The organism is Pelagibacterium luteolum (assembly GCF_900100665.1).
Classification (GTDB): Bacteria; Pseudomonadota; Alphaproteobacteria; order Rhizobiales; family Devosiaceae; genus Pelagibacterium; species Pelagibacterium luteolum.
The window spans coordinates 405939-432643 of the sequence record NZ_FNCS01000002.1 but is presented as its reverse complement, the minus strand read 5'-3'; the positions used below and the strand labels follow the sequence as shown (position 1 = coordinate 432643).

Genomic DNA, 26705 nt, shown 5'->3' with positions numbered 1-26705 from the left:
GCGCTAGGCTCGAATGGCTGCTCGAAGTGGCGGGATGAGGGGGCAACGGCAGAGCCGATGAGCGGGGGTTGCCCGCTTGATCCTGTCAGATCCCGCTTCCGCCGCCTCATCGGCCCAAACCCATTGGCATTCTCACCGGTCCGCTGTTAAAAGCGGCACCAACAGACAGACACCAAGTTTATTCCGCGAGTTCTTATGACCGACACGCACCTTGGCGCGACGACCGAGCGCGACTATTCCCAAACCCTGTTCCTGCCTCAGACCGATTTCCCCATGCGGGCCGGTCTGCCCCAGCGCGAGCCCGAATGGCTCAAGCGCTGGGAGGATATGGAACTTTATAAGATGCTCCGTGAGCAAAGCCGGGCGGAAGGGCGCGAAAAATTCACGCTCCATGACGGCCCGCCATACGCAAACGGCAATATCCATATCGGCCACGCGCTCAACAAGACGCTCAAAGACCTTGTCTCGCGCTCCATGCAGATGCTGGGCTACAACTCGGCCTATGTGCCCGGCTGGGATTGCCATGGCCTGCCCATCGAGTGGAAGATCGAAGAACAATACCGCGCCAAGGGCCTCAACAAGGACGAAGTGCCGGTTAACGAATTTCGCGCCGAATGCCGCACCTTTGCCGAGCAATGGGTCGATATCCAGCGCGAGGAATTCAAGCGCCTGGGCGTAATGGGCGATTGGGCCAACCCCTATCTCACCATGAGCTTTGACGCGGAAGCCACCATCGCCGGCGAACTGATGAAAGTCGCCACAAGCGGCCAGCTCTATCGCGGCTCCAAGCCCGTCATGTGGTCCGTCGTCGAACGCACAGCGCTCGCCGAAGCCGAGATCGAATATCAGGACTACGAATCCGACGCGATCTGGGTGAAGTTTCCTGTGGCTGAGGTAGAGGGAGCGGCTCGTGCCGATTGGGTCGGCCCTGATGGGCACGTGCCCACGGTAAATAGCCGGAACGTACTTGAAGACGCCTCCGTCGTCATCTGGACGACCACCCCGTGGACCATCCCGGGCAACCGCGCAGTCTCCTATTCGTCGCGCATCGCCTACGGCCTCTACGAAGTCGAAACCGCCGAGAACGAGTTCGGCCCCCAGCCCGGCGAAAAGCTGATCTTCGCCGATAAGCTCGCTGACGAAAGCGCGGCAAAGGCGAAGCTCACCTTCACGCGCCTTGCCGACGTCAGTGCCAAAGAACTCGGCGCCATGACCCTCTACCACCCGCTGCGCGGTCTCGCAGGCGGCTATGAATTCCTCGTGCCCCTCCTTGACGGGGATCACGTCACCGACGACGCGGGCACGGGCTTTGTCCACACCGCTCCCTCCCACGGTGCCGACGACTTTGACGTCTGGACCGCAAAGGCCCGCGACGTCGCAGCCAAGGGCATCGACACGACGATCCCCTTCACCGTCGACGACGGCGGTTTCTACACCAAGGACGCCCCCGGTTTCGGCCCCGACGCCGACGGCGGCGCCGCGCGCGTCATCGACGACAAGGGCAAGAAGGGCGACGCAAACCAGCGCGTCATCACCGCGCTCATCGCCGCCAACAATTTGTTCGCGCGCGGTCGCCTGAAACACCAATACCCCCACTCCTGGCGCTCCAAAAAACCCATCATCTTCCGCAACACCCCCCAGTGGTTCGTCTATATGGACAAGGACCTAGAGGGCAAAACCTTCGCGACTTCTTCAACCTCTCCCTCCGGCGGAGAGGTCGGCGCGTCAGCGACGGGTGAGGGGGCCTTGACCAAGGGCACAGACACCCTCCGCACCCGCGCCCTTGCCGCCATCGATGCGACCAAATTCGTACCGCCGCAGGGACAGAACCGCCTGCGGTCGATGATCGCAGATCGCCCCGATTGGGTGCTCTCGCGCCAACGCGCCTGGGGCGTCCCGATCACGGTCTTCGTCAACACAGACACCGGCGAAATCCTCAAGAGCGACGCCGTCAACCAGCGCATCATCGCAGCCTTCGAAGCCGAAGGGTCCGACGCATGGTTTGCCGACAACGCCAAGCAGCGCTTCCTCGGCAACGACGTCGACAATCCCGACCAGTGGACCAAGGTCACCGACATCCTCGATGTGTGGTTCGACTCAGGTTCCACCCACGCCTTCGTCCTGCGCAATAAGGACAAATGGCCGGACCTGAAATTCCCGGCCTCCATGTATCTCGAAGGCTCCGATCAGCATCGCGGCTGGTTCCATTCCTCGCTGCTCGAAAGCTGCGCCACCAACGGTTTTGCCCCCTATGAATCCGTTCTGACCCATGGTTTCACCATGGACAGCAAGGGCTTCAAGATGAGCAAGTCGGTGGGCAACACGATCGCCCCGCAGGACATCATCAGGAAATTCGGCGCCGACATCATGCGGCTCTGGGCGTCCACCATTGACTATGCGGAAGATCACCGCATCGGCGACGAAATCCTCGCCAACACCGTCGAGATGTACAAGAAGATCCGCAACTCCTTCCGCTGGCTGTTGGGCAATCTCGCCCACTACAAGCCCGAGGAAGCCGTGGCCTATGCCGACATGCCCGAGCTCGAAAAACTCATCCTGCACCGTCTCGCCGTGCTCGATGAAGAGGTGCGCGCCGGCTATCGCGCCTATGACTACAAGCGCGTCGTCACCACCATCGCCAATTTTATGAACCTCGAACTCTCGGCGTTCTATTTCGACATCCGCAAGGACGCGCTCTATTGCGACCCGATTTCCTCGGTTAAGCGCAAGGCCGCTCTCACGGTTCTCGATCAGCTCTATTCGTGCCTAACCGCCTGGCTCGCCCCGGTGCTGGTGTTCACCATGGAAGAAATCTGGCTCGAGAGAAATCCCGGCGACACATCGAGCGTCCACGCCCGCACATTTCCCGATGTGCCGTCCGAGTGGCGCGACGATGCTCTGGCCGACAAATGGTCCAAGATCAGGATCGTCCGCCGCGCCGTCACCGCAGCGCTCGAGATCGAGCGCAAGAACAAGGTCATCGGCTCGTCTCTCGAGGCCGCGCCTGAGGTCACGATCACCGATCCCGAACTGGCAAAAGCCATCGAAGGACAGGACATGGCGGAGATCTGCATAACGAGTGTTTTCAACTCCAGAATAGATCGGTCGATCACGTCAACAAACGCCGATCTCGAGCCGGATGTGGGCGTCTATGTACGGTTCGCCCGGGCGGAAGGCACGCGCTGCGCACGCTCGTGGAAATTCTCGCCAGACGTCGGGTCGGACCCTGAATATCCCGACCTTACCCCTCGCGACGCCCAAGCTATGCGCGAGCGTATCGTCGCGGGGCTAAGCGCATGAAGTCATTGCGTAATCCGTCGGTAATCTGGAGCCTGTTACTTGCAGCGGTCATCCTTTTGATCGACCGTCTGCACAAATATTACCAGGTCGATATGGCCGGTTGGACGGGCGGGGAGGTGATCAACGTCTTCCCGTTCTTCGACTATGTGCTCGTCTGGAATACCGGCATATCCTACGGCCTTCTCGGCGGGTTAAGCCCGGAAATGTTGTTGATTATCATGGGCATAGCAGTCGTCGCCCTGGCCTGGTGGTGGTGGACTGATGAGAGCTTTTTGACCCGCATCGGCATCGCCTCCGCCATCGGCGGCGCGGTCTCGAACGCCATAGATCGCATGGTCTATGGCGCGGTCGCCGATTTTTTCCATTTCTATTCAGGCACTTGGTCGTTTTATGTCTTCAACATCGCCGACATGGCAATCAGCTTCGGTGTCATCTTGTTGATCTTCGATGTCTTGCGCCCAAAACGCCAAATCGAGGCCAAATCCTAAATCGGCCAAATTCTGGCATTACGCCCACCGATAGGCTATAAGGCCATTAAATCTCAATAATAATCAGGGTTCCGAGGCGTTTATGCGGTATGGAATTGGACGTCAGCAGAAATCCAAAGGCTTGTTGCGCCTGACTTTTTTGGCCGCAACAGCCGCTTTGGCGCTTTCCGCTTGCACGACTGTCGAGGGCACCAACGCCATGGTCGATCCCATGACCTTCGAGCGCGAAGTCATGCGCTCGACACTTCAGGGCGTCGGCATCGTGCCGCAGGAAGAAAAGGCAATGGTTGCCGGCGGTCGCAGCCCGCTCGTCGTCCCCGCCTCAGGCTCGACCCCACCCCCGCCAACTGCTTCGGCCGCAGTCATTCCGGCCAATTCCGACCGCGCCGTGCTCGATGCGTCGAACCTCACAACCGCCGATTTGCAAGCGCTACGGACCGGTCGCGTGATCAGCTCCGATGCGCTTTCGGGCCGCCCATTGACCGAGGCCGAAGCGCGCCAGTTGGCCGCGCGGTCCGCAGCCGCCAACACATCGGGCCAGCGCTCTATCTATCTGCCGCCGGCTGAATATTTCCAGACGGTTGGCGGTCAATCGACGGTTTGCCAAACAGCGACCGGCGCCATCGTGGCCATCACCGATCCCAGTTGTCCCGCTGAAGTGCGCGCCGCCGTCGGGCAGTAAGCACTTGCAGCAATTGGTGGAATTTCATGGGCGAGGCCAATGGCCTCGCTTTGTTTTGATATCACTCGAAATGAAAGAAGACCGCTCCAGATGAGCGAGAAAACATCACCCAGCGGCGAAAGACTCGCCAAGGTCATCGCCCGCGCTGGCGTCTGCTCCCGCCGTGAGGCTGAAAGCTACATCACCGAAGGCCGCATTGCCGTCAACGGCAGCGTCGTCCGGACCCCAGCGTTCAACGTCGTTGACGCCGATACCATCGCCGTCGATGGCAAGCCCATCGCCCGCAAGCAGGCGACCCAGCTCTGGCTCTACCACAAGCCCGCCGGCCTTATGGTCACCGAAAAAGACCCCGAAGGCCGCCCCACGGTCTTTGAAGCCTTTACCCGCCTCGGTCTGCCGCGCGTCGTCACGGTCGGTCGCCTCGACTACAACACTGAGGGGCTGCTGCTGCTTACCAATGATGGTGGTTTAAAGCGCACGCTTGAGCTGCCCTCGACGGGCTGGGTTCGTCGCTACCGCGTCCGCGCCTTCGGTTCGGTCACCCAGGAACAGCTCAATACGCTTGCCGACGGTATCACTGTCGAAGGCATAGATTACGGTCCGATCGAAGCCGAACTCGATTCGGTCAGCGGGTCGAACGTCTGGATCACCGTCGGTCTGCGCGAAGGCAAGAACCGCGAGGTTCGTAACGTCCTCGGAGCCCTGGGCCTTGAGGTCAATCGCCTGATCCGTCTCTCCTACGGCCCGTTCCAATTGGGCGATCTGCCCGCGGGTCACGTGGAAAAGGTCAAGTCCCGTATTCTCCAGGATCAGCTTGGCCGACGTCTGGCGGAAAACGCCGGCGCCGATTTCGATAGTCCCATGGAAGAAGAAGCCGGCCAGCCGCGCCGTCGCGCACCCGAGCGCCCCGCGAGCCAGCCCACCGAGCGTGATCGCTATACCGGGCTGCGCAAGCGCCCGGAATATAAGCGCCCAGAAGCTCGCGAAGCCGCACCGCGCACTGTTCATTTTGACGACGGTCGCCCACCGCAGAAATTCACCCCTCAGGGTGACCCCACCAAGCGCGGCCGCGACGGCGATTTCAAATCGCGCGGCGACCGCCCCGCACGCGAAGGCGGTTTTAATAAGCGGTTCGAAAATAACGAACGTCCTCACCGCGACGCCGGCGCCGGCGACCGGAAACGCCCCTTCGCCAAAAAGCCTTACAGCAAGGATGTGCGCGATGAGGGTGGAAGCCGCCCCTATCGCGACAAGCCCGAAGGCGAGCGCCGTCCCTTCCGCAAAGACGAGGATCGCCCACTTGCCCGCCGCACCGGTCCCAGCCGTGGCGACAAGCCCTTCGGCGATCGACCCCCGCGTCGCGATGGTGACAAGCCTTTTGGTGCACGTCCGCCTCGGCGTGATGGAGACAAGCCGTTTGGTGCTCGTCCTCCGCGCCGCGATGGCGATAAGCCTTTTGGCGCGCGGCCTCCACGCCGTGACGGTGACAAGCCGTTTGGTGCGCGTCCCCCACGCCGTGATGGTGACAAGCCGTTCGGCGATCGCCCACCGCGTCGTGATGGCGATAAGCCCTTTGCCAAGGGCCCGCGGCGCGACAAGCCCCAGGGCGAGCGGAGCTTTGCCAAGGGTCCGGGGAAGGGTCCGGGCCGCGATCGCGGCGACAAGCCTTTTGGCCCGCGCAGCGACAAGCCGTTTGCCAAGGGCCCGCGTCCTCAGCGGCCCACGGAGTCACGTGGCGATCGCAAGCCCTTCACGGGCAATCGTCCCGAGCGTCCTCGCCGTCCCCGCAAGCCCGAGGACGAATAGTCGATGCGCATCGTTGCCGGCCGGTTCAAGGGCAAGCAACTCGACACGCCAAAGTCGGGCGACATCCGCCCGACTGCTGATCGCGTGCGCGAGGCGGTGTTTTCTATCATCGGCAGCCGCCTGAGCCCCAATCTCGATGGGATGTATGTTCTCGACCTTTTCGCGGGCACCGGCGCGATGGGGCTCGAGGCACTGTCACGCGGCGCGCTGCACTGCGTCTTCGTGGATACGGGCATTGAAGCGCGTGGCCTCATTCGCGGACATATCGAAAGCTTCGGCATCGGCGGGCAGACCAAGCTCCTGAAGCGCGATGCAACCGATCTTGGTCCGGTCGAACGCATGAAGCCGGCGCAACTGGTCTTCATCGATCCGCCTTACGGTCAGGGGCTGGGCGAACGCGCGCTGGCTGCAGCAGTGGCGGGGGGATGGCTGGCCGCCGATGCGCTCATCGTTATCGAGGAGCGCAGAGATGTCGAGATCGAGGCCCCTCAAGGCACTGAAATCGTTGACCACCGCGAATATGCCGACACGGCAGTGACCTTCCTAACGCTCGCTTCCTGACCTAGCCTGTTGGGGAGTGTGGGGAAAACGCAACACGCCTCGCCAATGCCACAAATAAGCCACTGCGCGCCATTTTTTGCGGAACCACGCAGCCGCTTTTCAAGTTGGGACTGCATCAACGGAACGCTGGAGGCAACACCATGGCACTCATCATCCTAGGCATCGTCGGCGCCTTGATCATCGCCGCAGCTTCGGTCGCAGGACTTCTGATTTCGGCTGAAGCGGAAATGCGCGAACGCGTTGGCGATGCGTCTGAAGGTCAGCCGAAACTCGGCTGAGACGCGCATTCAACCGATGGGCCGTCACAACGGCCACCATCGACCACTCGCGACGCTCAGCGTCGCCCGAACAGCCGCTCAAGGTCGCCCTTTTTCAATTCAATATAGGTCGGGCGGCCATGGATGCACTGACCGGAGTGGGGGGTAGCCTCCATCTCGCGCAGCAGGGCATTCATTTCGTCAGCCCGCAATCTTCGGCCAGAGCGCACCGAGCCGTGGCACGCCATGCGGGCGATAATCGCGTCCATCCGCTCTTCGAGGACTGCCACCGAATCCCATTCCGCCAACCCGTCGGCGAGATCACGGATCAGGCCATCGATGTCGGTCGAGCCCAGAAGACCCGGCGTCTCGTTGACCGCTATGGCACCCGCTCCAAACCGTTCGAGATAGAGCCCTAACCGCTCTAGAACCGGCGCAGCGTCCTCCAATCGCCCACAGTCTTCCTCGGGCAGATCGATAACCACGGGGATCAATTGCCGCTGGCTGGGCACCGGTCCGGCCCGCAACTGGTTGCGGAACCGCTCATAGACGAGACGTTCATGTGCCGCATGCTGGTCAATGAGGACGAGTGCGTCACCATTCTGGGCAACGATGTAATTTTCAAACACTTGAGCACGCGCCACGCCGAGCGGGAAATTGGTTTGTTCGGCTGCGGGGGAGACGTCGGTCTCCATGCGGGCGCTCGGCGCGTCGAAATGACGGATCTCGGCGCTAAGGGCGGGTGAAAAGCCCGGCCGACCCAGTGTGCCCTGCGGCGCCTGATATTGTGCGGCGCTGGGGCCAGGCTCGGCAAAATAGGGTGCCGGTTGCGCAGTGCTTGTTGCAGGGCTATCCGGCATCGGCGCGCGAAAGCTCGACAGCGCTGCGTCCGCGACGCGTGAGGACGCCTTAAAGCCCGCTACAGCAAGTGCCTCCCCGATGGCCCGAATCACCGCCCCCCGCACCGCTCCTTGATCTCGGAAGCGCAGCTCGGCCTTTGTTGGATGGACGTTGACGTCCACTTCACCGGGATCAATCGCGACGAACAGGGCAATAACGGGAAAACGGTCGCGGTGCAGGAAGTCTGCGTAGGCCGCACGCACGGCGCCCAGCAACACCTTGTCGCGCACCGAGCGGCCATTGACGAAATAGAACTGGTTGAGCGTATTCGCGCGCGAATAGGTCGGCAGGCCCGCCAATCCGCCCACAACGATTCCGCCACGCGAAAAGGCGATTTCCTGCGCATTAGAGGGGAAGTCGGCGCCGATGATCTGGGCCAGCCGGGCATGAACGGCTCCCTCGCCTGTTTGCGCTGGCCAGTTGATCGGCTGACGATCGGTGCCGGAGAGGACAAAATGGACGCCACGATGGGCCATCGCGAGGCGGCGCACCACATCGGTGATCGCTCCGGTCTCTGCGCGATCGGATTTGAGAAATTTCAGCCGTGCCGGAATGGCCGCAAAGAGGTTTTTGACCTCGACAACGGTACCGCGATTGATCGGATGGGGCACGGGTCCATCCTTTACCCCGCGTTTAAGGCTGATCTTGAGACCGGTCTCCGTGCCCGCCGTGCGGGAGGCGACCGACAGATCGGAAACTGACCCGATCGACGCCAGGGCCTCGCCGCGAAAGCCCAGGGTGCGGATGTCATCGAGCCCGTCATCGGCCAGCTTGGAGGTGGCGTGCCGTTCCACCGAGAGCACAAGATCGGCTTCGCCCATCCCGTGGCCATCGTCTTCGATACGGATCAGGCTCTTGCCACCGGCCGAGGTGGTGATCGCGATGCGCCTGGCGCCCGCGTCGAGGGCATTTTCGACCAGTTCTTTGACAACGCTGGCCGGCCGCTCGACGACTTCGCCGGCGGCAATCTTGTTGACCAGATCGTCTGGAAGCTGGCGGATGGCCATCGACAGTGATTCTCCTTTTGCGCCATCCTATCGAAGCGGACAGGTGAGGCCAAAGCTGATATGAGCGCTTGAAATGATCGACGCCGCCAATCCAATGGAAACTGCATTCGCCCTGGCCGACGAGGCCGCGCGCGCGGGCGAAGTTCCCGTCGGCGCGGTCATTATGCGCAATGGGCAAATTCTCGCCACCGGGCGCAATACCATGCGGGAAACCGGCGATCCCACAGCGCACGCAGAATTCAATGCGATCCGTGCAGCGCTTGTGGCGGACGGAACGGGGCGGCTCGCCGATTGCGATCTCTACGTCACCCTCGAACCCTGCACCATGTGCGCGGGCGCAATTGCGCATGTGAAGCTGCGCCGTGTTTATTACGCCGCCGAGGATCCAAAAGGTGGGGCCGTCGACAACGGAGTGCGCTTTTTTAGCCAGCCGACCTGCCACCATGCGCCCGAAGTAATCGGCGGTGTCCAGGCCGGACGGGCAGGCGAAATGCTCAGGAAATTTTTCGCTGAGAGGCGATAAACTCTTCGATCTCGCGTTCGAGCTGGCGCTTGAACCTGTCTTTCTCTGCATCGCCCGCAGCCACGATTTCGCGCACGCGCCAGTATTCGTGTGCGCCCATATTCACATGATGCGGCCGGAAATAAAGGTTCGGCGGATAGGCCGCGATGGCGTAGGCGGTGATCTGGTGCATCATGATCTGCGCCGAACCGAACCCGATATCGAGCATTGTGGGGACCTTGCCCTCCGGCCACGGCCTCGGGTCGCCATTGACGTCGATCCCGATAAGGATGTCGCTGTCGGGCCCCACGAGATCGAGGGGCAATGGATTGACCACGCCCCCATCGACCAGAAGCGTGTCGTGATAGGTTACGGGTTTGAAAAGGCTGGGTACTGCCAGGGATCCTGCTACCGCAGGCCGTAAGGGTCCCGAACTGAACGGCACCTGGTGCCAGGATTTGAAGTCCGTGGCCACGCAGATAAAGGGGATCGAGAGCTTTTCGAATGTTTCGGGCATGCCCTCGGGCGTAAACAGATCGAAAATCTTCTCCGGGTCGAGCTGGATCGAAACGCCCTCACGGAACACATTGGCCACCGAGCGAAACTGCGCGGAGAGCAAGCGTCCGAAAAGCCCGTTCTTGTTACCCAGCATGTCATAGGCAAGCTGACGGATTTCGCTGCCTTTCAGTCCGGCTGCCCATCCGCTCCCTAAGAGGGCGCCGATCGAAGTTCCGGCGATGATGTCGGGCTTGAGTCCCATCTCGTCCATCGCCTCGATGAACGGAATATGCGCTAGTCCCCTGGCTGCGCCGCCGCCCAGTGCGATGCCGATCTTGGGGTCGGCTATGGTACCCACGACTTACCTCCATTGGTCTGATCCGAGGGTAGTTGAGCACATCAAGCTTGAGAAGACGTTGCGATGCGCCGCACTAAGTCAAGAATGATATTTTACTTGGCGGCATACCGAGAAAGGCGATAATTTACTTGGCCGCCAAGGTACGTGGTGCTCAGATGGCGGCATTTGGCTGAGGGGGATAAGATGCCAAAAGTCTCCGAATACTACTTCAAGGCTGCAATTGTTTTTCTCATCATCGGTATCGCGATGGGCTTGCAGATGTCGATATCGGGTAATCACAATGTTATCGGCGCCCACGCGCACCTCAATCTCGTGGGGTGGGTGACGAGTGCTCTGTTCGGTACCTACTTCGCCCTTGTTCCGGCCAAGGCGGGCAAAGGACTAGCCATGATCCAGTTCGGCATACACCTCCTGGGTGTAGCTCTCATGACCATCGGGCTGTATCTATTGTTGCAGGGCAATGCCGGCGTCGAACCGCTCGTTGCTTTGGGCTCGCTGGTTGTCGCAGCCAGCGTCCTGCTGTTCGCCTTCATGGTGTACAGCCGCTAGACTGAGGGGCGGGCTTCGGCCCGCCCTAAAGCGCGCGCCAGCCGATATCGCGGCGGCAGAACCCTTCGGGCCAGTCGATGGCGTCGACCGTGCGATACGCGATGTCGCGCGCCTCGGCGACGGTGTCGCCAATCGCCGTTATGTTGAGAACCCGGCCGCCATTGGCCCTGAGCACCCCATCCTCGCGGATGGTCCCGGCATGAAAGACCCGCACCTTGTCGGTATCGAGACCATCGGCATTTCCGATCACGCTTCCCTTTTCATAGGTACCGGGATAGCCGCGCGCCGCCATGACCACCGTCATCGCCACGGCCTGCTTCCACCTAGGCGTGATGCTGGCGAGGCGACCATGGGCCGTGGCGTCGAGAATATCGATCAGATCACTTTCCAGCAGCATCATGAGCACTTGGCACTCGGGGTCGCCAAAGCGCGTGTTGAACTCGATGAGCTTGGGGCCATCCCGGGTGATCATGAGGCCGGTGAACAATACGCCGGTAAAGGGTGTCCCGCGCGCCGCCATGCCCTTGATCGCGGGGGCGATGATTTCGCGATAGGCACGCTCGACGAGTGCGTCGGTCATAACCGGTGCAGGCGCATAAGCGCCCATGCCGCCGGTATTTGGCCCCTCATCGCCGTCATAGGCCCGCTTGTGGTCTTGCGCAGCGGGTAGAAGCACCGTGTGCTCGCCATCGCAGATCGCAAAAAGACTTGCCTCTTCTCCCACCAGGCACTCTTCGATCACCACTTCGGCCCCCGCCTCGCCGAATGCACCATCGAAGCAATCGCGCAGCGCATCCTCCGCCTGTTGAAGCGTTTCGGCGACGGTGACGCCCTTACCGGCGGCCAGCCCATCGGCCTTGATGACGATCGGGGCGCCCGTCTTGCGCACATAGTCCAGCGCGGGTTCGAGTGCGGTAAATTTTGCATAAGCGGCGGTGGGTATCCCCATCTCGTCGCAAAGCGCCTTGGTGAAGGCCTTCGAGCCTTCCAGTTGTGCTGCGATTTTCGAGGGGCCGAATACGGCAATCCCGGCTGTGCGCAAATCGTCGGCAATTCCGGCGACGAGCGGCACTTCGGGTCCGACGACGACGAGGTCGATGCGTTCGCGCTGGCAGAACAAGACGACGCCGCCATGGTCGGCGACGTCGAGCGCGACGCTTTCCGCGAGCATTTCCGTGCCGCCATTGCCGGGAGCCACAAAAAGCTTTTCAAGCCGGGGTGACTTGGTCATCGCCCAGGCCAGCGCATGCTCTCGTCCACCCGAACCGATAAGCAAGATCCTCATGGCATTCCCCTTGGCTAGCCCATTTGGCGCCCGTCTACCATGAGGCGTGCGTGCTCGCTACCCTTGACGGAATCGTAGCGCTCGGCCACCAACGGGATATGAGCGACACACAGACCAATGCCCATGAGTTCACCGTCTCGGAAATCTCCCATGCGGTAAAGCGCACTGTGGAGGAAACGTTCGGCTTCGTGCGCGTGAGGGGAGAAATCTCCGGCTTTCGCGGACGCCACAGCTCCGGGCACTGCTATTTTACGCTGAAAGACGATGGCGCCACCATCGATGCGGTGGTCTGGAAGGGCAGCTACGCCAAGCTCGCTTTCAAGCCTGAAGAAGGTCTCGAAATCATCGCCACGGGTCGGCTGACAACATACCCGCGCTCATCGAAATATCAGATCGTCATTGAGCAGATCGAACCGGCGGGCGCCGGTGCGCTGATGGCGCTCCTCGAGGATCGGCGCAAGAAGCTCCTGGCCGAAGGGCTCTTCGCTCCAGAGCGAAAGCGGCCCATTCCGTACCTCCCCAAAGTCATTGGCGTTGTAACATCGCCCACCGGATCGGTGATCCGCGATATTCTCCATCGGCTCGATGATCGGTTTCCATCCCATGTCATCGTCTGGCCGGTGCGGGTGCAGGGCGACACTTGCGCGGCTGAGGTTACGGCTGCCATCGACGGCTTCAACGCCTTCACCGTGGATGGTGCGATACCGCGCCCCGACCTACTGATCGTCGCGCGTGGCGGTGGGTCGATCGAGGATTTGTGGGGATTCAACGAGGAAAATGTCGTGCGCGCCGTGTCGCGCTCGACCATTCCCGTTATTTCCGCAGTCGGCCACGAAACCGATATTACGCTCATCGACTATGTTTCCGATAAGCGCGCACCGACTCCGACCGGCGCTGCCGAAATGGCCGTGCCGGTGCGGGCCGAGCTGATCGGTTATGTCGAAGACCTTGGTCTGCGCCAACGCCAGGGTACCCGTCGGATCACCGCCAATCTCCGCGACAGGGTAAGAGCTGCAGGTGCTGGTCTGCCGCGTCCGGGCGATCTCGTTTCGACTCAGCGCCAGCGGCTGGATATGGCGACGGCGAGGCTTTCTTCAGCTCTGCGCGCTGCCCAGCATGCCAAGGCCATCGACTTCCAGCGCGTATCGGGGCGCCTCTCGTTGTCGCTCCTGCATCAGCGTAGCCAGTCGCTGCGTCATCGCCTCGATGTGGCATCGTCCCGCTCGGCACATGGGTTGCAGACCCGGCTAAACCGCGCTCGTATCGCCTATTCGCCGCTGGCAGGACGCGTCCGGCCCGGGCTCCTCTCGGCCCCCATCGATCGTGGATCGCGCCGTGTCGAGGCCGCCACCAGCCGCATCGATGCTGCGTTTCTCCGCGCCGTCGAGGCACGCCGCGCGCGGTTTGATGGTCTGTCGAAATTGCTCTCTTCGGTCAGCTACCATCAGGTTCTGGCGCGGGGCTTTGCTCTGGTGACCGACGCCGAGGGCAACCTGGTGCGCTCATCGACAGATGTCAAACCCGGCGACGCCTTGTCGATCGACGTGGCGCAGGGAACGATCGCCGCGACCGTCGCGGGTGCGCCGCCCATCCCCAAGCGCAAGGCAAAACCCGATCCCGTACCCGGAGATCAGGAAACGCTGTTTTGACCGACGAGACATTCAGCGGTAAAACGAGCGGGAAGGAATGACGCTCATGAACATTTTGGACTCCGGCTTTGCGCCATCCGAAGCCAAGCTTCGCTATCTCGATGCCGATTATGTCGTCGTCAAACCCGGCACATTCGTGCGATGCGCGATAACCGGCGCCGCGATCCCCATCGAAGAGCTGAGCTATTGGAGCGTCGACCGGCAGGAGCCCTATGCAAACGCCGAAGCATCGCTGACGGCGTATCGCAAATCCATCGGCGAGATATGAAAAAGGCGTGCCGGTGGCACGCCTTGGATATTGCGGCTCAGTCGCCGTTAGCCGGGTCGAGCAGCTTGTGCATGTGCACGATGAAATAGCGCATCTCGGCATTGTCGACGGTCAATTGCGACTTCTGTTTCCACACGGCATAGGCCGTTGCGTAGTTGGGATAGACGCCAACGATATCGACTTCGTCGAGGTTCTTAAATTCGATGCCCTTGATCTGGGAGAGCTCGCCCCCGATCACGAGGTGGAGCAGTTGCTTGGGCTGAGCTTCGCTCATGTCAATCATCCTGAGGTTTGGATCTCGTGTTGCGGGCAGCCATAAACGATGCGCAGCGCATCGCGCAATGGGGTTAAAAGACTATCGTCCGCAGTTGCCGCCATCGCGGCGTGCCGGGTTTCGGTCTCGTTATATCGTGGGGTCCCGAGGCAAACGTCTTCAAAGACCACGCCCGCCTCGGTAAGGATCAAATCGGCGCCTGCGATATCCCAGTCTTGGGCACCGCGTCGCGCGACACACGCGGCCAGCCGCCCTGCAGCCACCTGGACAAGCCTATAGGCGAGCGAAGGGTAAAGCTGACCTTTCTCGTAATCGATCCCTGCATTGGCGAGTTCATGATGGACCGCGGCGGGTGCCGGAATCAGCCGCTCCCGGCCCGCTCTTGGAGTGGCGTCGAGTGGCCGGCCATTGCATTCAGAGCCAAGCCCCTTACCCGCCACATACATCTCGTCGCGGACCGGAGCGTAAACGACGCCGGCGATCGGCCGGCCATGTTCAACGACGGCCAGCGAAATGGTCCAGCTGTCTTCGCCATTGATAAATCCGCGCGTCCCATCGATGGGATCGACGATAAAGCATCGCTCGCGCCCCATGCGCTCAGGAGAGTCGATGGTTTCTTCGCTCAGCCACCCGTAATCGGGCCGGGCCGCGCGCAGCGCACTGGTAAGGAAATTATCGACGGCGATATCGGCTTCGCTGACGGGCGAAGACATATTCTTGGTCCAGGTCTTGAGATCGGTGCGGAAAAACCCGAGTGCGATGATACCCGCGTGAACCGCAGCCGATTTCAGCAGCTTGATATCGTCTTCGGTGCCAAGGGGGACGGTGGTGGGCATGCCTGTCCAGATTTGATTGCGCAAGTGATCTTCCCAGAACCGGGCGTCTTTCCGCGTTCTTGTTATGCCGGTTGGCCTGGAGGCGCAAGCTGGAGCGGTTAATCGGCCCTTACACCCGGTGAGATTCCGCTAACCCATTTCAAGACAAGACAAACTTAACCCAGTTTTTTAAGCCGATGCTGAGAGCCCGACGCTAGAATGGTCTCAACAAAAAAAGAGCACCCAAAAAACAAAAGCTCTCGAAAGTTGACAGGAAGGCTGACTATGGTTCGCGGTGTTACGATTGATGGCTTGCCATCTGTGCTGCTGACAGGAACGACTTACAACACCAATTGCGTGTTCACCCCCGCTAACGACAATGGCGCCCGTCAAGACGCCAAAACCGTTACCGTACGGCGCAAGCTCGATAAGAGCGGGGTCACCGTCAAGATCAAGGTTCCGGTTCTGGAATATGTAGGCGTTGCCGTCGCGACGCGCATTTCCGAAGAGGGCGAGTTGACCAGCTCGATCGAACTGGTCCACCCCGACGAGGACTTCAACTACCGCGTCTATGAAGAGAGCGGCAATTCCGACATCGTTGCGGAGTGGCAGAACTGGGGCCGCAAGCTCCGCCTTCCACTCTATATCCGCGCCGGCGATGGCAGCCTGGTTGCGTATTCCCAACAGATCGACGGTGTCATGGTCGGTCAGAACCATTCGCGCCGCATGCTGGCAAACGAAGTCGAACGCCGCCCACGTTTCGCCCGTCGCCGCAAGCCTGGCGAACGCACCGCCTAGAACGTTTCTTGCGACCTCCAAAGCGCAGCACTTGCCCCGCCAATGGCGGGGTTTTGTGTGTTTGGGGTCAGAGCAATGTGTCGGCCACGAGCGCAAAGGTGAGCGCAAAACCCAGCCAGTGGTTCGATTTAAACAGCATCAGGCTACGCGCGCCATCTGTACGGTCGATACTCAACACCTGCCAGGTGAGCAAGGCCAGCGTTCCGACATAAAGGCCATAGAAGGGTAGCTGTGCATCCGAGAGGACTGCGGCGACCAGCCACAAGATCGCGGCCAGCCCGTAAAATCCCGCAACGAACGGTTTGACGTTTGCGCCCACCAGTCGCGCTGTCGATTTGACGCCGATCAGCGCATCGTCCTCGACATCCTGCAGGGCATAGATTGTGTCGTATCCGATCGTCCAGGCGATACAGCCGAGATAGAGAATGATAGCGGGCCACGCCAGGCTGCCGGTGACAGTCGCCCATCCCATCAGCGCGCCCCAAGAGAAGGCGAGGCCCAAAAAAAGCTGCGGCCAATAGGTGACGCGCTTCATGAAGGGGTAGATCGCCACGAGGATCAGCGACGCGACCCCGAGAAGGATCGAAAAGCCGTTGAACTGCAGCAGTATCGCCAGTCCCACGAGCGATTGTGCGACGAGCCAGACGGCAGCCTGCTTGACGCTGACCTGCCCCGATGGAATTGGCCGCGAGCGTGTACGTGCGACCTTGTCGTCTATGTCGCGGTCAACGATGTCATTGAACGTGCAGCCAGCGCCCCGCATGGCGATCGCGCCGACGAAGAACAGCAGAAGATACCACCAGTTGAACTGCGTCTGGGTGGCGATGCTCACGAGCCCAAGCGAAAAGGCGCACGGCCAGAACAGCAATTGATAGCCGATCGGCCGATCCAGCCGCGACATGCGCAGATAGGGTTTCGCGGCGTCCGGGGCGAAGCGATCGACCCAATTGCCTTTGGGGGCGTCAGCGACGCTGCCCCCGTTCCGGTCCTGCATGGAGAGGCCTTTTTTGCCAAGCGATTGTCTGGCACAAAGGCTCTAACGTCTCGCAGTCTCAAGTCAACAGTTCAGCATGCCGCGTACCCACAAGACCCTGCCGCGCCTCTTCATCGATAGTCCCATGGACGTCGGGACAGAACTGCCGCTCGACAAGGATCACACAAATCATCTCGTCAACGTATTGCGGCGCGGGGCAGGGGATCATTGCGTTGTCTTTAACGGTCGCGAGGGCGCATTTCTCGCGCTGATCGTTCAAACCGGCAAGAAGCTTGTGACGCTGGAATTGATCGAGCAATCCGCACCCCAGACGCCAGCCAATGATCTCTGGTTCGGTTTCGCCCCGATCAAGCGGCTTGATTATGAAATCCAGAAGGCAACCGAAATGGGGGCTGGCATTATCCAGCCCGTCATCACCCGCTACGTGCAAAACCCGCGGCTCAACGCCGATAAGCTCAAAACCCACGCAATCGAAGCCGCGCAGCAATGCGAAGTGCTCAACGTTCCGGATATTGCGCCGTCGATCGGTTTTGGCGAACTGCTCGGGCGCTGGCGTGAAAACCATGGCGATCGGGTGCTGATCTTCTGCGACGAGGCTGCTGCCTCGTCCTCTCCCATCGACAGCCTTGCCGCGCTGGAAGGTCGGCGCCTCGGATTGCTGATCGGACCCGAAGGCGGCTTTGCAGATGACGAGCGAGATGCCCTGCTTGCCGCCGATTTCGTTGTGCCGATAAGTCTTGGACCACGTATCCTTCGGGCCGATACCGCCGCGGTCGCCGCCTTGGCCCTGATACAGTCCGTCGCAGGAGACTGGTAAAAAGTTTATCGTAAGATGACGATAAAGGGGATTGATCTGCCGATTGCCCCCGCTATTGTCCCCGCACCGGCGCCATCCTCAGGCGCTGCCCAATGCCAGAGGTAGTTTATGGCCCCCACGCAGTCGCCCATCATCGAATCGCGGACCCAATTGATCGAAGCGATCTCGCGCGGCTGCAAGCCCGAGCATGCCTTTAGAATCGGCACGGAGCATGAGAAGTTCACCTTCTATCGCGACGATTTCCGGCCCGTGCCCTATGAGGGCGAGAATGGAATTGGCGCGCTGCTGGACAAGGTTCAGGCCGAGACCGCATGGACACCCTATTACGACCGCGACAAGGTGATCGGGCTCAACAATCTTCTCGGTGGCGGCGCGATTTCGCTCGAGCCGGGTGGACAATTCGAACTGTCCGGCGCGCCCCTCGAAACCATCCACCAGACCTGCACGGAAGCCAATGAGCATCTCAGGATGCTCCGCAAGTTCACCGAACCGATGGGCATTGATTTCCTCGGCCTCGGAACGACGCCGACCTGGTCGCTCGATGAAATCCCCGCTATGCCGAAATCGCGCTATGGCATCATGAAGCCATACATGGAAAAGGTCGGGACGCTGGGAACATCGATGATGTTCAGATCCTGCACTGTCCAGGTCAATCTCGACTTTTCGTCCGAAGCCGACATGGTCAAGAAGATGCGCGTCAGCCTGGCACTGCAGCCGATCGCGACGGCACTTTTCGCCAATTCGCCGTTCCTTGATGGCAAGCCGAACGGCTTTCTGTCCTTCCGCTCCAACATATGGCTCCACACCGACCCCGATCGTACCGGCATGCTGCCCTTCGTGTTCGAGGATGGCATGAGCTTTGAGCGCTATGTCGACTATGCGCTCGGCGTGCCGATGTATTTCGTCATACGCAATGGCGAGTACATCAACTGCGCAGGGGAAGATTTCCGCGCCTTCCTCGACGGCAAGCTGCCGCAATTGCCGGGGGAAAAACCAACGGTCAAGGATTGGGAGGACCACCTCTCGACCCTGTTCCCCGAAGTGCGCATGAAACAGTTCCTCGAAATGCGCGGCGCCGATGGTGCGCCCTGGCAAGGCATTTGCGCACTGCCGGCATTCTGGGTTGGACTGCTCTATGACGACACAGCGCTCGATGCGGCCTGGGATCTGGTCAAGGACTGGACCGAAGAGGAGCGTCAGGCGCTGCGTCTCGGCGTCCCCACAACTGCGCTCAACACGCCGTTCCGGGGTGGCACGATTTTCGAGATCGCCCGTCAGGCGGTGGCCATTTCACGCGCGGGGCTGAAAGCGCGCAAGCAGCTCAATTGGGAAGGCGCCGACGAAACCGTCTTCCTCAAGCCGCTTGAATACACGCTCGAAATTGGCAAGACGCCAGCCGAACGGCTGCTCGATCTATACCACGGCGAGTGGAATGGCGACATCAACCGCGTCTTTACCGATTACGGCATGGCCCGCCACGCCGCCTGACACTATTCGGCTGCCTGTTCTTTCTGCTTGGCGTAAAACGATCCAGGCAGATTGCCCATGCTCTCGACAATGTGGGTCGCCAGCGCATCATAAATGCCGCCATAGGCATGCGAAGCGCGCAACAGCGCGATTTGCGCATCCTGCAACCGCGGTAGGCTCTGGTCCTCACCCACGACGCGCATGCCCGGCTGCAGCGCGCTTTCAGGAAGAAATCCTACAGCGAGATCGGAGAGGACCGCGCTGGTGATCGCCATCGCATTTGACGATGTGTAGGCGATGCGAAAATCGCGATTGATACGGCTCAACGCTTCGACGGCATCGGCGCGCCATATGCAGAAATTGGGGCCGCATGCCAGAGGCAGAGGATCGGTCGCAAGGGCCCGACCGCCATGGCTCGCAACCCAATGCATCTTTTCAGTCCGGAACAACTCACCAAACTCGTGCATGGTGCCTTGCGTAAAGACGATGATGTCGTAGCGTCCTTGCCGCATGCCTGACAAAAGGTCTTCCGATGGCTGGCACCGCACGTCGACGGTGATGCGCGGATGGGTGCGCTGGAAGCTCGAAAGGATCACCGGCAGGAGCTTGACGGCATAGTCGTCCGGAACGCCAAAGCGAATATTGCCGGCCAGATCGTCATGGGAGAACATGTCGATGATCTCGGCATTGATCTTGAGCATGCGCCGCGCCCTGGCATAAAGCGCCTCGCCCTCTGTGGTCAGCGTAACCCGGCGCCCGTCGCGGACGAAAACGGCCTGACCGAGCCGGGCTTCCAGACGTTTGATCTGCATGGAGACCGCAGATTGCGTCTTGTAAACGCGCTTTGCGGCTTCGGTGAAACTGCCGCAGTCGGCGATCGTGCAGAAGGTTTGCAGTTGGTCCAGATCGAGGGGACTCACCATTGCGGCACCCATCACAAAACTTGATCGAAAGAATGAAATCTATTTGTTTGAATAATGCAGGGCAAGCTCCTATCTACCCAGCATAACCCGATACCTTGCCACCCAATAAACTCTACCTGTCCGATAGAGTGAATGGGCTAGTGGAGACTATGATGGCCCAGTTCTTTTCCCGCTTTCGTTCGGTCGGTATGCGCCGTTCGACCCTTCGCTCCATGCTGCAGATGGACGCCTCGCTGCTCAGCGACATGGGTTTGACAAAGTACGATATTTCCGAGGCTTTGCGCCAAGGTGGCAGTGCCGCCGGCGACTTCCTCGATGCGCGCCGCAATGCGCGCGCAAGCGAATGGCTTCGGTGACCCCTTGCTGAAGCCAGTTCGGGCCGGACGCCTGCCTATTTTGCCGTAGGCCGCGTCCACTCCAAGTCCGAACACAAAAGCGAGGTCGTTGCCTTTAGACCTTGTTTTCTAGCCCAAGCCGGACCGTTCGCGGTCCGGCTTTTTTTATTTCCGACGTCTCGCTTAGGGTAGCGCGTTGAAGCCGTCCTCGAAGCCTTCGAGCGAAACCGGAACGCCGATCCCCTCCTCGGGTGTTCTAAAGATGATGAATATGGCGCTGTCGCCTTCCGATAACTGGGTCAGAAGCGCATCGTCCATAACCACCTCGGCCACGCACCCGTTCGGCAGGCAGCGTACGAACGCGACCCGGCCGAGATCGTCGCCGTCGATATTCAGGCCAAGTCCATTGGGCAGCAAGACGCCGAGCGGCGCGAGAATGCGCAGCAGGCGCGCTTCCTGGTCGGCGGTCTTGAGTGCAATCACCGACAGCGCAACATTGGGCTGGTCCTCGGCGGTCACGTTCTGGATCAGCGCACATTGTTCATCGACCGCGCCGGGAACCATGTCGCAGCTCATCTGCCAATCCCCATGCTGGGACCGCACGCTGCCTTGGGCGAAAGCTGCCGACGCACTCAGAGACAAGGTGACAGCGAGTGCGGCTTTGGCGGCTGTGGCAAGTAGATTCATGGCAAAATGACTCCGGCATGACCCAAACGGGCGTGCTTCTGTGTCGGGCAGGCGCAGGGGCTTTGTCAACATCAGCGGCCCCTCGGCTGGAGAAAACCCAACACTGGGGCATGCATGGGGCAGGAATGGCGCGATTTGACGCACGAAATGTGACCCTGTGATCAATTGCCTTGCTCAAACGGATGTGGTTTAGCTGGCCTGAGAAAAAAATCTGCACCCTAGCGATGAGTCGGGAGCGTGCGGCGTTTGCCGCGCCGGGCGGACGTGCTAGGGGAGCACACAACAATAACGCGTTCAGGAGAAGTCCAGGTGACAGGATTTTCTTTCCGTCTGGTCACAGCCTCACTTTTCGCAGCATTCCCTGCGTTGATGCCTGCAGCGGCTAGCGCCCAGCAGGCTGGCCAGCCCGTTCCAGGGCAGATCGGCTTTCAGCCGTCGGTGACCCCGATCATGGATTCCGTGATCGCCTTCCACGATAACCTTTTGATGTGGGTCATTACGGCGATCGTTCTCGTCGTATTGGTGCTGCTGATTGTGGTGATTGTTCGCTTCAATCAGAATGCCAACCCGACCCCGTCCAAAGTGACGCACAACACGCTTGTGGAAGTGGTCTGGACGGTCTTCCCGGTACTGGTCCTTTTCGTGATCGCCATTCCCTCGTTCGGTGTTCTCGCCGATCAGGAAACCGTGCCCGATGGGGAGCGTACCTATCTTGGCGCGCAAATCTTCGGCGGCGAGGTCGTGGTGCCCGAGCCAACGCTCACCATCAAGGCGACCGGATACCAGTGGTACTGGGGCTATGAATATATGGACGACGAATTCGATTACGTCTCCATCATGCTCAATGAAGAGCAGCGCGCCGCCAACAAGCCCGACCAGCCGCGCCTTCTGGCCGTCGACAACGAACTCGTCGTGCCGGTCAATACGACGGTCCGCGTGCTTGTGACTGCCGCTGACGTGCTGCACGCCTTTGCCGTGCCCTCCTTCGGTATCAAGGTCGATGCCGTGACCAGCCGCAACAACGAAACCTGGTTCAATGCCCGTGAAACCGGCATCTACTACGGCCAGTGCTCGGAATTGTGCGGCAAGGATCACGCATTCATGCCGATCGCAGTACGCGTGGTCGAGCAGGATCAGTATGACGCATGGCTTGCCGCGGCGAGCGAAGGCGATCTCGCCGGTGCCAACGCGACGCTCCTGGCGTCTATTGAATAAGCGGCAAAGGATTTAGAGGGTTAGACTATGGCACAAGCTCACGCAGATCACTCCGCTGCCGCTCACGGAATTCCCACAGGCTGGAAGCGCTGGGTCTATTCCACCAACCATAAAGATATCGGTATTCTCTACCTGATCTTTGCGATCATTGCCGGTATCATCGGTGGTGCGTTGTCCGGCTTTATGCGCTGGGAACTCGCAGAGCCAGGGATTCAGATTTTCCCGGGCCTTGCCCAGATGGTCTATGGTGTCGGCGCTGACGCATCTCTCGATGCCGGCAAGCACATGTACAATGTGTTCACGACCGCACACGGCCTGATCATGATCTTCTTCATGGTCATGCCGGCCGTTATCGGCGGGTTTGCGAACTATTTCGTGCCGCTCATGATCGGTGCGCCGGACATGGCGTTCCCGCGCATGAACAACATCTCGTTCTGGCTCCTGCCGCCGGCATTTATCCTGCTGCTCCTGTCGCTGTTCATGGAAGGCCCTCCGGGCGCCATGGGCGTTGGCGGTGGCTGGACGATCTATCCGCCGTTCTCCACCTCAGGTCAGCCTGGCCCAGCGATGGATTACGCGATCCTGTCGCTCCATCTTGCCGGTGCGTCATCGATCCTCGGCGCCATCAACTTCATCACCACAATCCTGAACATGCGTGCCCCTGGCATGACGATGTTCAAGATGCCGCTTTTTGCTTGGTCCGTTCTGGTCACGGCGTTCCTGCTGCTGCTGGCTCTGCCGGTGCTCGCTGGCGCCATCACCATGCTGCTGACTGACCGAAATTTCGGCACGGCGTTCTTTGATCCTGCCGGCGGTGGCGATCCGATCCTGTTCCAACATCTGTTCTGGTTCTTCGGTCACCCTGAAGTGTACATCATGATCCTGCCGGGCTTCGGCATCGTCAGCCACATCATCTCGACCTTCTCGCGCAAGCCGATCTTCGGTTACCTCGGGATGGTGCTTGCGATGGTTGCGATCGGTGCCGTCGGCTTCATCGTGTGGGCCCACCACATGTACACGACGGGTATTTCGCTCAACACGCAGCGCTACTTCGTTGCTGCGACCATGATCATCGCGGTGCCGACGGGCGTTAAGATCTTCTCGTGGATCGCGACGATGTGGGGCGGCTCGATGCGGTTCACCACGCCCATGCTCTGGGCCGTGGGCTTCATCTTCCTGTTCACCGTTGGCGGTGTTACGGGTGTGGTCCTGGCCAATGCCGGTGCTGACCGTGCCCTGCATGACACCTACTATGTGGTCGCACACTTCCACTACGTGCTCTCGCTGGGCGCCGTGTTCACCATTTTCGCGGGCTGGTACTACTGGTTCCCCAAGATGTTCGGCGTGATGTATTCCGAGTTCCTGGGCAAGCTGCACTTCTGGATCATGTTTATCGGCGTGAACCTGATCTTCTTCCCGCAGCACTTCCTTGGCCTCGCCGGCATGCCGCGTCGCTATATCGACTATCCCGATGCCTACACCCTTTGGAATCAGGTTTCCTCCTGGGGTTACGTCGTGACTGTTATTGCGATGGTCGTGTTCTTCTACTCGGTGTTCGAAGCCTTTGCCAAAAAGCGCAAGGCCGCAGACAATCCCTGGGGTGAGGGCGCTACAACGCTCGAATGGACGCTGAGCTCGCCTCCGCCATACCACCAGTTCGAGACTCTGCCGCGCTTCAAGTAAGCCACGGCACCAAACCGAAAACTATGACGCAACCCGGGCTTCCCGGGTTGCGTTCCGCTTGAACCACCGGAGCCGCGTCTTTGGCTTATATCGACGACAACGCACAGTCCGCATCACTCGCCGCAGGGGGACGGGTCGAGGACTATCTTGAGCTTCTAAAGCCAAGGGTGATGCAACTTGTCGTATTCACCGGCTTTGTCGGTCTTCTCGTAGCGCCGGGTGGCATCCACCCGGTCATCGGCTTTGTCGCAATTCTTTGCATCGCAATCGGCGCTGGTGCGTCCGGCGCGCTGAACATGTGGTACGACGCCGACATCGACGCAGTAATGAGCCGCACGGTCAATCGTCCCATACCCTCGGGTCGCATCACGCGTCCCGAAGCGCTCGGGTTTGGCATTACACTTTCTGGCTTTTCAGTTGCGACGCTAGGCTTGGCGACAAACTGGCTGGCCGCAGGGCTTCTGGCCTTCACCATCTTCTTTTACGCCGTGATCTATACGATGTGGCTCAAGCGCTCGACGCCCCAGAACATCGTGATCGGCGGCGCCGCAGGTGCCTTTCCGCCAATGATCGGCTGGGCCGCCGTGACCGGTAGCGTCTCCTGGGACGCAGTGATCCTGTTCATGATCATCTTCTTGTGGACGCCGCCCCATTTCTGGGCATTGGCGCTCTATAAGAAGGGCGACTACGAGGCTGCCGGTATTCCGATGCTGCCCAACGTCGCAGGCGAACGTGCCACCCAGAACCAGATCGTACTCTACACGGTCCTGCTCGTTCTTGCTGGTTTCGGCCCGGTTCTGACGGGGCTCGTAGGCTGGTTTTACGCCGTTCCCGCGACCATTCTCGGGCTGGTCTTCGCCACGCTCGCCATGCGCCTGCGGTTCTCCGAGGGCGTGGAAATGAAGCGGCGCGCCCGCGTCCTTTTCACCTATTCCCTGTTCTATCTCTTCGTGCTCTTCGTAGCGCTCCTCGCTGATGTAGGATTGATCAGATGGTTCGGAGTAATGTGATGACGGAGCCCAAAATCGAGCAGGACCAGCGGGATGTTTTCCTGCGACGCAGACGCAAGCGCTCGATTGCCATCGGCATCGCGCTGGCTGTTTTGGTTGCTATCTTTTATGCGATCACCGTGGCCAAGCTCGGGCCAGAAGTCCTCCAGAGGGATCTCTAGCCATGACCTCGATCCAGCATGGCGAAGGCTCCGGCCGCAACACTCGCAAAGGCCTTTACTGGCTTATCGGCATCCCGGTGTTCATGCTCGGGCTGTCGTTCGCAGCGGTCCCGCTTTACGATCTCTTCTGCCGCGTGACCGGTTATGGTGGCACGACGCAGATATCCGAGGATAACCTCAAGGGTATCATCGATCGCGAAATGGCGGTGCGTTTCGACGCAACGATTGATCCCGGCATTCCGCTCCAGGTGGTGCCGGCGCGCATCGAAACCAACGCCATCGGTACGATCAGCACGGTGGTTTACCGCGCGACCAATCTCACCGATGAGCCGCTCCGCACCACGGCGAGCTTCGGCGTGACCCCGGATTCCACCGGCATCTACTTTAACAAGATCGAGTGTTTCTGCTTTACCGAGCAGACCATTCCGCCTAATGGCACTGTCGAGATGCCGGTGACATATTTTGTCGATCCGGACCTCGACGCCAATTCCGAATTGCGTACAATCCGCCAGATTACGCTGTCTTACACTTTTCACGATTCCTAACGGGGGATAGAGCCGAAATGGCAGCCCATGCAAAGAACCATGACTACCATCTGGTAGATTTGAGCCCCTGGCCTGTGGTCGGGTCGATTGCCGCATTTGTGATGGCGCTTGGCGGCATCATGTGGATGCACGGTGGCGTCCCCTGGCTGTTTGCCGCCGGCTGCGTCGGTGTGCTCTATGTCTTTTATGGTTGGTGGTCGGATGTCATCCGCGAAGCCAATTCCGGCTATCATACCCCGGTTGTTCAGCTCCATCACCGCTATGGGATGATTCTGTTCATTGCCTCTGAAGTGATGTTCTTCGTGGCATGGTTCTGGGCGTATTTCGACGCCGCATTCTATCCCGACGAAATCGCGCAGGTCGGCCGCGTAGCGTTCACCGGCGGTGTATGGCCTCCGCAGGGTGTCGAAGTCTTCGATCCTTGGCACCTGCCGCTGTTCAACACGCTCGTATTGCTGTTGTCGGGCACCACGGTGACCTGGGCTCACCATGCGATGTTGGAGAACGATCGTGAGGGGCTCAAATGGGGCCTGATCCTCACCGTCATCCTTGGCGCATTGTTCTCGGCCGTCCAGGTTCTGGAATATACCCAGGCGAGCTTCGACTTCTCGGGCAACATCTATGGCGCCACGTTCTTTATGGCGACCGGCTTCCACGGCTTCCACGTCTTTATCGGGACGATCTTCCTGGCCGTCTGCCTCCTGCGTGCCTATCGTGGCGACTTCACGCCGAAGCAGCATCTCGGGTTCGAGTTCGCTGCCTGGTATTGGCACTTTGTCGACGTCGTCTGGCTCTTCCTCTTCGCCTCGATCTATGTCTGGGGCTCTTGGGGCGCGACGATCGCCCACCACTAAAATCGGAAAGGCCGGAA

At 60.2% G+C, this 26705-nt stretch carries 28 protein-coding genes; 20 read left to right on the top strand and 8 right to left on the bottom strand.

The window, feature by feature from the left end:
* Positions 1-195: 195 nt before the first annotated feature.
* The 6 genes from ileS to BLR31_RS21620 all read left to right on the top strand — a co-directional run bounded on the left by ileS (position 196) and on the right by BLR31_RS21620 (position 7115).
* Positions 196-3300 carry an isoleucine--tRNA ligase gene (ileS, locus tag BLR31_RS06170; protein ID WP_090593469.1) on the top strand — a complete coding sequence of 1035 codons (3105 nt, stop codon included), beginning with the start codon at positions 196-198 and terminating at the stop codon, positions 3298-3300.
* Positions 3297-3788 (top strand): signal peptidase II, encoded by a 492-nt coding sequence (lspA, locus tag BLR31_RS06165; RefSeq protein ID WP_090593466.1) that lies wholly within the window; start codon positions 3297-3299, stop codon positions 3786-3788. Before ileS ends, lspA begins: the two co-directional genes overlap by 4 nt.
* A gap of 82 nt (positions 3789-3870) precedes the next feature.
* On the top strand, positions 3871-4470 hold the full coding sequence (locus BLR31_RS06160; protein ID WP_090593464.1) for a hypothetical protein: 600 nt from the start codon (positions 3871-3873) through the stop codon (positions 4468-4470).
* 90 nt (positions 4471-4560) lie between these two features.
* Positions 4561-6276 (top strand): pseudouridine synthase, encoded by a 1716-nt coding sequence (locus BLR31_RS06155; protein ID WP_176762541.1) that lies wholly within the window; start codon positions 4561-4563, stop codon positions 6274-6276.
* A 3-nt stretch (positions 6277-6279) separates the two neighbouring features.
* Positions 6280-6837 (top strand): 16S rRNA (guanine(966)-N(2))-methyltransferase RsmD, encoded by a 558-nt coding sequence (gene rsmD / locus BLR31_RS06150; RefSeq protein ID WP_090593459.1) that lies wholly within the window; start codon positions 6280-6282, stop codon positions 6835-6837.
* 140 nt (positions 6838-6977) lie between these two features.
* Positions 6978-7115 (top strand): hypothetical protein, encoded by a 138-nt coding sequence (locus BLR31_RS21620; protein WP_176762540.1) that lies wholly within the window; start codon positions 6978-6980, stop codon positions 7113-7115.
* A gap of 56 nt (positions 7116-7171) precedes the next feature.
* Here BLR31_RS21620 and mutL read toward each other — a convergent pair whose 3' ends face one another.
* On the bottom strand, positions 7172-9001 hold the full coding sequence (gene mutL, locus BLR31_RS06145; protein WP_090593456.1) for a DNA mismatch repair endonuclease MutL: 1830 nt from the start codon (positions 8999-9001) through the stop codon (positions 7172-7174).
* Between the two features lie 73 nt (positions 9002-9074).
* On the opposite strand from mutL, the gene BLR31_RS06140 reads away from it, so the two are divergent.
* A complete protein-coding gene (locus BLR31_RS06140) occupies positions 9075-9524 on the top strand; it encodes a nucleoside deaminase (protein ID WP_090593454.1) in 450 nt (149 codons plus the stop codon).
* Here the strand turns inward: BLR31_RS06140 and BLR31_RS06135 are convergent.
* On the bottom strand, positions 9496-10359 hold the full coding sequence (locus tag BLR31_RS06135) for a patatin-like phospholipase family protein (RefSeq protein WP_090593451.1): 864 nt from the start codon (positions 10357-10359) through the stop codon (positions 9496-9498). The two genes, BLR31_RS06140 and BLR31_RS06135, sit on opposite strands and share 29 nt — an antisense overlap.
* Positions 10360-10542: 183 nt before the next feature.
* Between BLR31_RS06135 and BLR31_RS06130 the strand changes: the two genes are divergently transcribed.
* Positions 10543-10908 carry a hypothetical protein gene (locus BLR31_RS06130; protein WP_090593447.1) on the top strand — a complete coding sequence of 122 codons (366 nt, stop codon included), beginning with the start codon at positions 10543-10545 and terminating at the stop codon, positions 10906-10908.
* Between the two features lie 25 nt (positions 10909-10933).
* Here the strand turns inward: BLR31_RS06130 and purD are convergent, their stop codons facing one another.
* Positions 10934-12193, bottom strand: a complete 1260-nt coding sequence (gene purD / locus BLR31_RS06125) for a phosphoribosylamine--glycine ligase (RefSeq protein ID WP_090593444.1) — start codon at positions 12191-12193, stop codon at positions 10934-10936.
* A gap of 98 nt (positions 12194-12291) precedes the next feature.
* Between purD and xseA the strand changes: the two genes are divergently transcribed.
* Positions 12292-13842, top strand: a complete 1551-nt coding sequence (xseA, locus tag BLR31_RS06120) for an exodeoxyribonuclease VII large subunit (RefSeq protein WP_090593440.1) — start codon at positions 12292-12294, stop codon at positions 13840-13842.
* A gap of 46 nt (positions 13843-13888) precedes the next feature.
* The gene (locus tag BLR31_RS06115; RefSeq protein WP_090593738.1) at positions 13889-14110 is read left to right on the top strand and encodes a DUF2093 domain-containing protein; all 222 of its coding nucleotides are present in this window, start codon (positions 13889-13891) and stop codon (positions 14108-14110) included.
* 37 nt (positions 14111-14147) lie between these two features.
* Here the strand turns inward: BLR31_RS06115 and BLR31_RS06110 are convergent, their stop codons facing one another.
* Positions 14148-14384 carry a DUF4170 domain-containing protein gene (locus BLR31_RS06110; RefSeq protein WP_090593735.1) on the bottom strand — a complete coding sequence of 79 codons (237 nt, stop codon included), beginning with the start codon at positions 14382-14384 and terminating at the stop codon, positions 14148-14150.
* 5 nt (positions 14385-14389) lie between these two features.
* Entirely contained in the window at positions 14390-15220 is an 831-nt protein-coding gene (locus BLR31_RS06105) for a 3'(2'),5'-bisphosphate nucleotidase CysQ (RefSeq protein WP_090593437.1), read from the bottom strand.
* Between the two features lie 264 nt (positions 15221-15484).
* Here BLR31_RS06105 and BLR31_RS06100 point away from each other — a divergent pair, with 264 nt between their 5' ends.
* Positions 15485-15997 carry a DUF6101 family protein gene (locus tag BLR31_RS06100; protein ID WP_090593434.1) on the top strand — a complete coding sequence of 171 codons (513 nt, stop codon included), beginning with the start codon at positions 15485-15487 and terminating at the stop codon, positions 15995-15997.
* A 67-nt stretch (positions 15998-16064) separates the two neighbouring features.
* On the opposite strand, the gene ubiA is transcribed toward BLR31_RS06100, so the two are convergent.
* Positions 16065-16991: a 4-hydroxybenzoate octaprenyltransferase gene (ubiA, locus tag BLR31_RS06095; RefSeq protein WP_090593430.1), complete on the bottom strand. Its 927-nt coding sequence runs from the start codon at positions 16989-16991 to the stop codon at positions 16065-16067.
* 76 nt (positions 16992-17067) lie between these two features.
* On the opposite strand from ubiA, the gene BLR31_RS06090 reads away from it, so the two are divergent.
* Positions 17068-17808, top strand: coding sequence for a 16S rRNA (uracil(1498)-N(3))-methyltransferase (locus BLR31_RS06090; RefSeq protein ID WP_090593428.1), 741 nt, complete (start codon positions 17068-17070; stop codon positions 17806-17808).
* Positions 17809-17916: 108 nt separating this feature from the next.
* Entirely contained in the window at positions 17917-19296 is a 1380-nt protein-coding gene (locus BLR31_RS06085; protein ID WP_090593425.1) for a glutamate--cysteine ligase, read from the top strand.
* A gap of 2 nt (positions 19297-19298) precedes the next feature.
* Here BLR31_RS06085 and BLR31_RS06080 read toward each other — a convergent pair whose 3' ends face one another.
* Positions 19299-20198 carry a LysR family transcriptional regulator gene (locus tag BLR31_RS06080; protein ID WP_176762539.1) on the bottom strand — a complete coding sequence of 300 codons (900 nt, stop codon included), beginning with the start codon at positions 20196-20198 and terminating at the stop codon, positions 19299-19301.
* 152 nt (positions 20199-20350) lie between these two features.
* Here BLR31_RS06080 and BLR31_RS06075 point away from each other — a divergent pair, with 152 nt between their 5' ends.
* Entirely contained in the window at positions 20351-20554 is a 204-nt protein-coding gene (locus tag BLR31_RS06075; protein WP_176762538.1) for a hypothetical protein, read from the top strand.
* Between the two features lie 162 nt (positions 20555-20716).
* On the opposite strand, the gene BLR31_RS06070 is transcribed toward BLR31_RS06075, so the two are convergent.
* Complete coding sequence (locus tag BLR31_RS06070) at positions 20717-21220, bottom strand: invasion associated locus B family protein (protein ID WP_090593414.1); 504 nt, start codon at positions 21218-21220, stop codon at positions 20717-20719.
* 369 nt (positions 21221-21589) lie between these two features.
* Between BLR31_RS06070 and coxB the strand changes: the two genes are divergently transcribed.
* The 6 genes from coxB (at position 21590) to BLR31_RS06045 (ending at position 26688) form a co-directional block, all read left to right on the top strand.
* Positions 21590-22435 (top strand): cytochrome c oxidase subunit II, encoded by an 846-nt coding sequence (gene coxB / locus BLR31_RS06065; protein ID WP_176762552.1) that lies wholly within the window; start codon positions 21590-21592, stop codon positions 22433-22435.
* A 27-nt stretch (positions 22436-22462) separates the two neighbouring features.
* Positions 22463-24118, top strand: a complete 1656-nt coding sequence (gene ctaD, locus BLR31_RS06060) for a cytochrome c oxidase subunit I (RefSeq protein ID WP_090593408.1) — start codon at positions 22463-22465, stop codon at positions 24116-24118.
* Positions 24119-24198: 80 nt separating this feature from the next.
* A complete protein-coding gene (locus tag BLR31_RS06055) occupies positions 24199-25128 on the top strand; it encodes a heme o synthase (RefSeq protein ID WP_090593405.1) in 930 nt (309 codons plus the stop codon).
* Entirely contained in the window at positions 25128-25289 is a 162-nt protein-coding gene (locus tag BLR31_RS21615) for a hypothetical protein (protein WP_176762537.1), read from the top strand. The genes BLR31_RS06055 and BLR31_RS21615 overlap by 1 nt, the downstream gene beginning before the upstream one ends.
* Before the next feature lie 2 nt (positions 25290-25291).
* A complete protein-coding gene (locus BLR31_RS06050) occupies positions 25292-25834 on the top strand; it encodes a cytochrome c oxidase assembly protein (RefSeq protein WP_090593402.1) in 543 nt (180 codons plus the stop codon).
* Positions 25835-25851: 17 nt separating this feature from the next.
* Positions 25852-26688 carry a cytochrome c oxidase subunit 3 gene (locus BLR31_RS06045; RefSeq protein ID WP_090593399.1) on the top strand — a complete coding sequence of 279 codons (837 nt, stop codon included), beginning with the start codon at positions 25852-25854 and terminating at the stop codon, positions 26686-26688.
* Positions 26689-26705: the final 17 nt, after the last annotated feature.

What these genes read in the sequence shown, in the direction of transcription:
- BLR31_RS06045 (WP_090593399.1), top strand. Translation starts at nt 25,852, where the DNA reads ATGGCAGCCCATGCAAAGAACCATGACTACCATCTGGTAGATTTGAGC.
- BLR31_RS06050 (WP_090593402.1), top strand. Translation starts at nt 25,292, where the DNA reads ATGACCTCGATCCAGCATGGCGAAGGCTCCGGCCGCAACACTCGCAAA.
- BLR31_RS06085 (WP_090593425.1), top strand. Translation starts at nt 17,917, where the DNA reads ATGGCCCCCACGCAGTCGCCCATCATCGAATCGCGGACCCAATTGATC.
- coxB (WP_176762552.1), top strand. Translation starts at nt 21,590, where the DNA reads ATGCCTGCAGCGGCTAGCGCCCAGCAGGCTGGCCAGCCCGTTCCAGGG.
- BLR31_RS06070 (WP_090593414.1), bottom strand. Translation starts at nt 21,220, where the DNA reads ATGAATCTACTTGCCACAGCCGCCAAAGCCGCACTCGCTGTCACCTTG.
- BLR31_RS06140 (WP_090593454.1), top strand. Translation starts at nt 9,075, where the DNA reads ATGATCGACGCCGCCAATCCAATGGAAACTGCATTCGCCCTGGCCGAC.
- BLR31_RS06130 (WP_090593447.1), top strand. Translation starts at nt 10,543, where the DNA reads ATGCCAAAAGTCTCCGAATACTACTTCAAGGCTGCAATTGTTTTTCTC.
- BLR31_RS06105 (WP_090593437.1), bottom strand. Translation starts at nt 15,220, where the DNA reads ATGCCCACCACCGTCCCCCTTGGCACCGAAGACGATATCAAGCTGCTG.
- BLR31_RS06080 (WP_176762539.1), bottom strand. Translation starts at nt 20,198, where the DNA reads ATGGTGAGTCCCCTCGATCTGGACCAACTGCAAACCTTCTGCACGATC.
- BLR31_RS21615 (WP_176762537.1), top strand. Translation starts at nt 25,128, where the DNA reads ATGACGGAGCCCAAAATCGAGCAGGACCAGCGGGATGTTTTCCTGCGA.
- xseA (WP_090593440.1), top strand. Translation starts at nt 12,292, where the DNA reads ATGAGCGACACACAGACCAATGCCCATGAGTTCACCGTCTCGGAAATC.
- mutL (WP_090593456.1), bottom strand. Translation starts at nt 9,001, where the DNA reads ATGGCCATCCGCCAGCTTCCAGACGATCTGGTCAACAAGATTGCCGCC.
- BLR31_RS06155 (WP_176762541.1), top strand. Translation starts at nt 4,561, where the DNA reads ATGAGCGAGAAAACATCACCCAGCGGCGAAAGACTCGCCAAGGTCATC.
- ctaD (WP_090593408.1), top strand. Translation starts at nt 22,463, where the DNA reads ATGGCACAAGCTCACGCAGATCACTCCGCTGCCGCTCACGGAATTCCC.
- BLR31_RS21620 (WP_176762540.1), top strand. Translation starts at nt 6,978, where the DNA reads ATGGCACTCATCATCCTAGGCATCGTCGGCGCCTTGATCATCGCCGCA.
- ubiA (WP_090593430.1), bottom strand. Translation starts at nt 16,991, where the DNA reads ATGCAGGACCGGAACGGGGGCAGCGTCGCTGACGCCCCCAAAGGCAAT.
- BLR31_RS06075 (WP_176762538.1), top strand. Translation starts at nt 20,351, where the DNA reads ATGGCCCAGTTCTTTTCCCGCTTTCGTTCGGTCGGTATGCGCCGTTCG.
- BLR31_RS06100 (WP_090593434.1), top strand. Translation starts at nt 15,485, where the DNA reads ATGGTTCGCGGTGTTACGATTGATGGCTTGCCATCTGTGCTGCTGACA.
- BLR31_RS06115 (WP_090593738.1), top strand. Translation starts at nt 13,889, where the DNA reads ATGAACATTTTGGACTCCGGCTTTGCGCCATCCGAAGCCAAGCTTCGC.
- BLR31_RS06160 (WP_090593464.1), top strand. Translation starts at nt 3,871, where the DNA reads ATGCGGTATGGAATTGGACGTCAGCAGAAATCCAAAGGCTTGTTGCGC.
- BLR31_RS06090 (WP_090593428.1), top strand. Translation starts at nt 17,068, where the DNA reads ATGCCGCGTACCCACAAGACCCTGCCGCGCCTCTTCATCGATAGTCCC.
- lspA (WP_090593466.1), top strand. Translation starts at nt 3,297, where the DNA reads ATGAAGTCATTGCGTAATCCGTCGGTAATCTGGAGCCTGTTACTTGCA.
- ileS (WP_090593469.1), top strand. Translation starts at nt 196, where the DNA reads ATGACCGACACGCACCTTGGCGCGACGACCGAGCGCGACTATTCCCAA.
- purD (WP_090593444.1), bottom strand. Translation starts at nt 12,193, where the DNA reads ATGAGGATCTTGCTTATCGGTTCGGGTGGACGAGAGCATGCGCTGGCC.
- rsmD (WP_090593459.1), top strand. Translation starts at nt 6,280, where the DNA reads ATGCGCATCGTTGCCGGCCGGTTCAAGGGCAAGCAACTCGACACGCCA.
- BLR31_RS06110 (WP_090593735.1), bottom strand. Translation starts at nt 14,384, where the DNA reads ATGAGCGAAGCTCAGCCCAAGCAACTGCTCCACCTCGTGATCGGGGGC.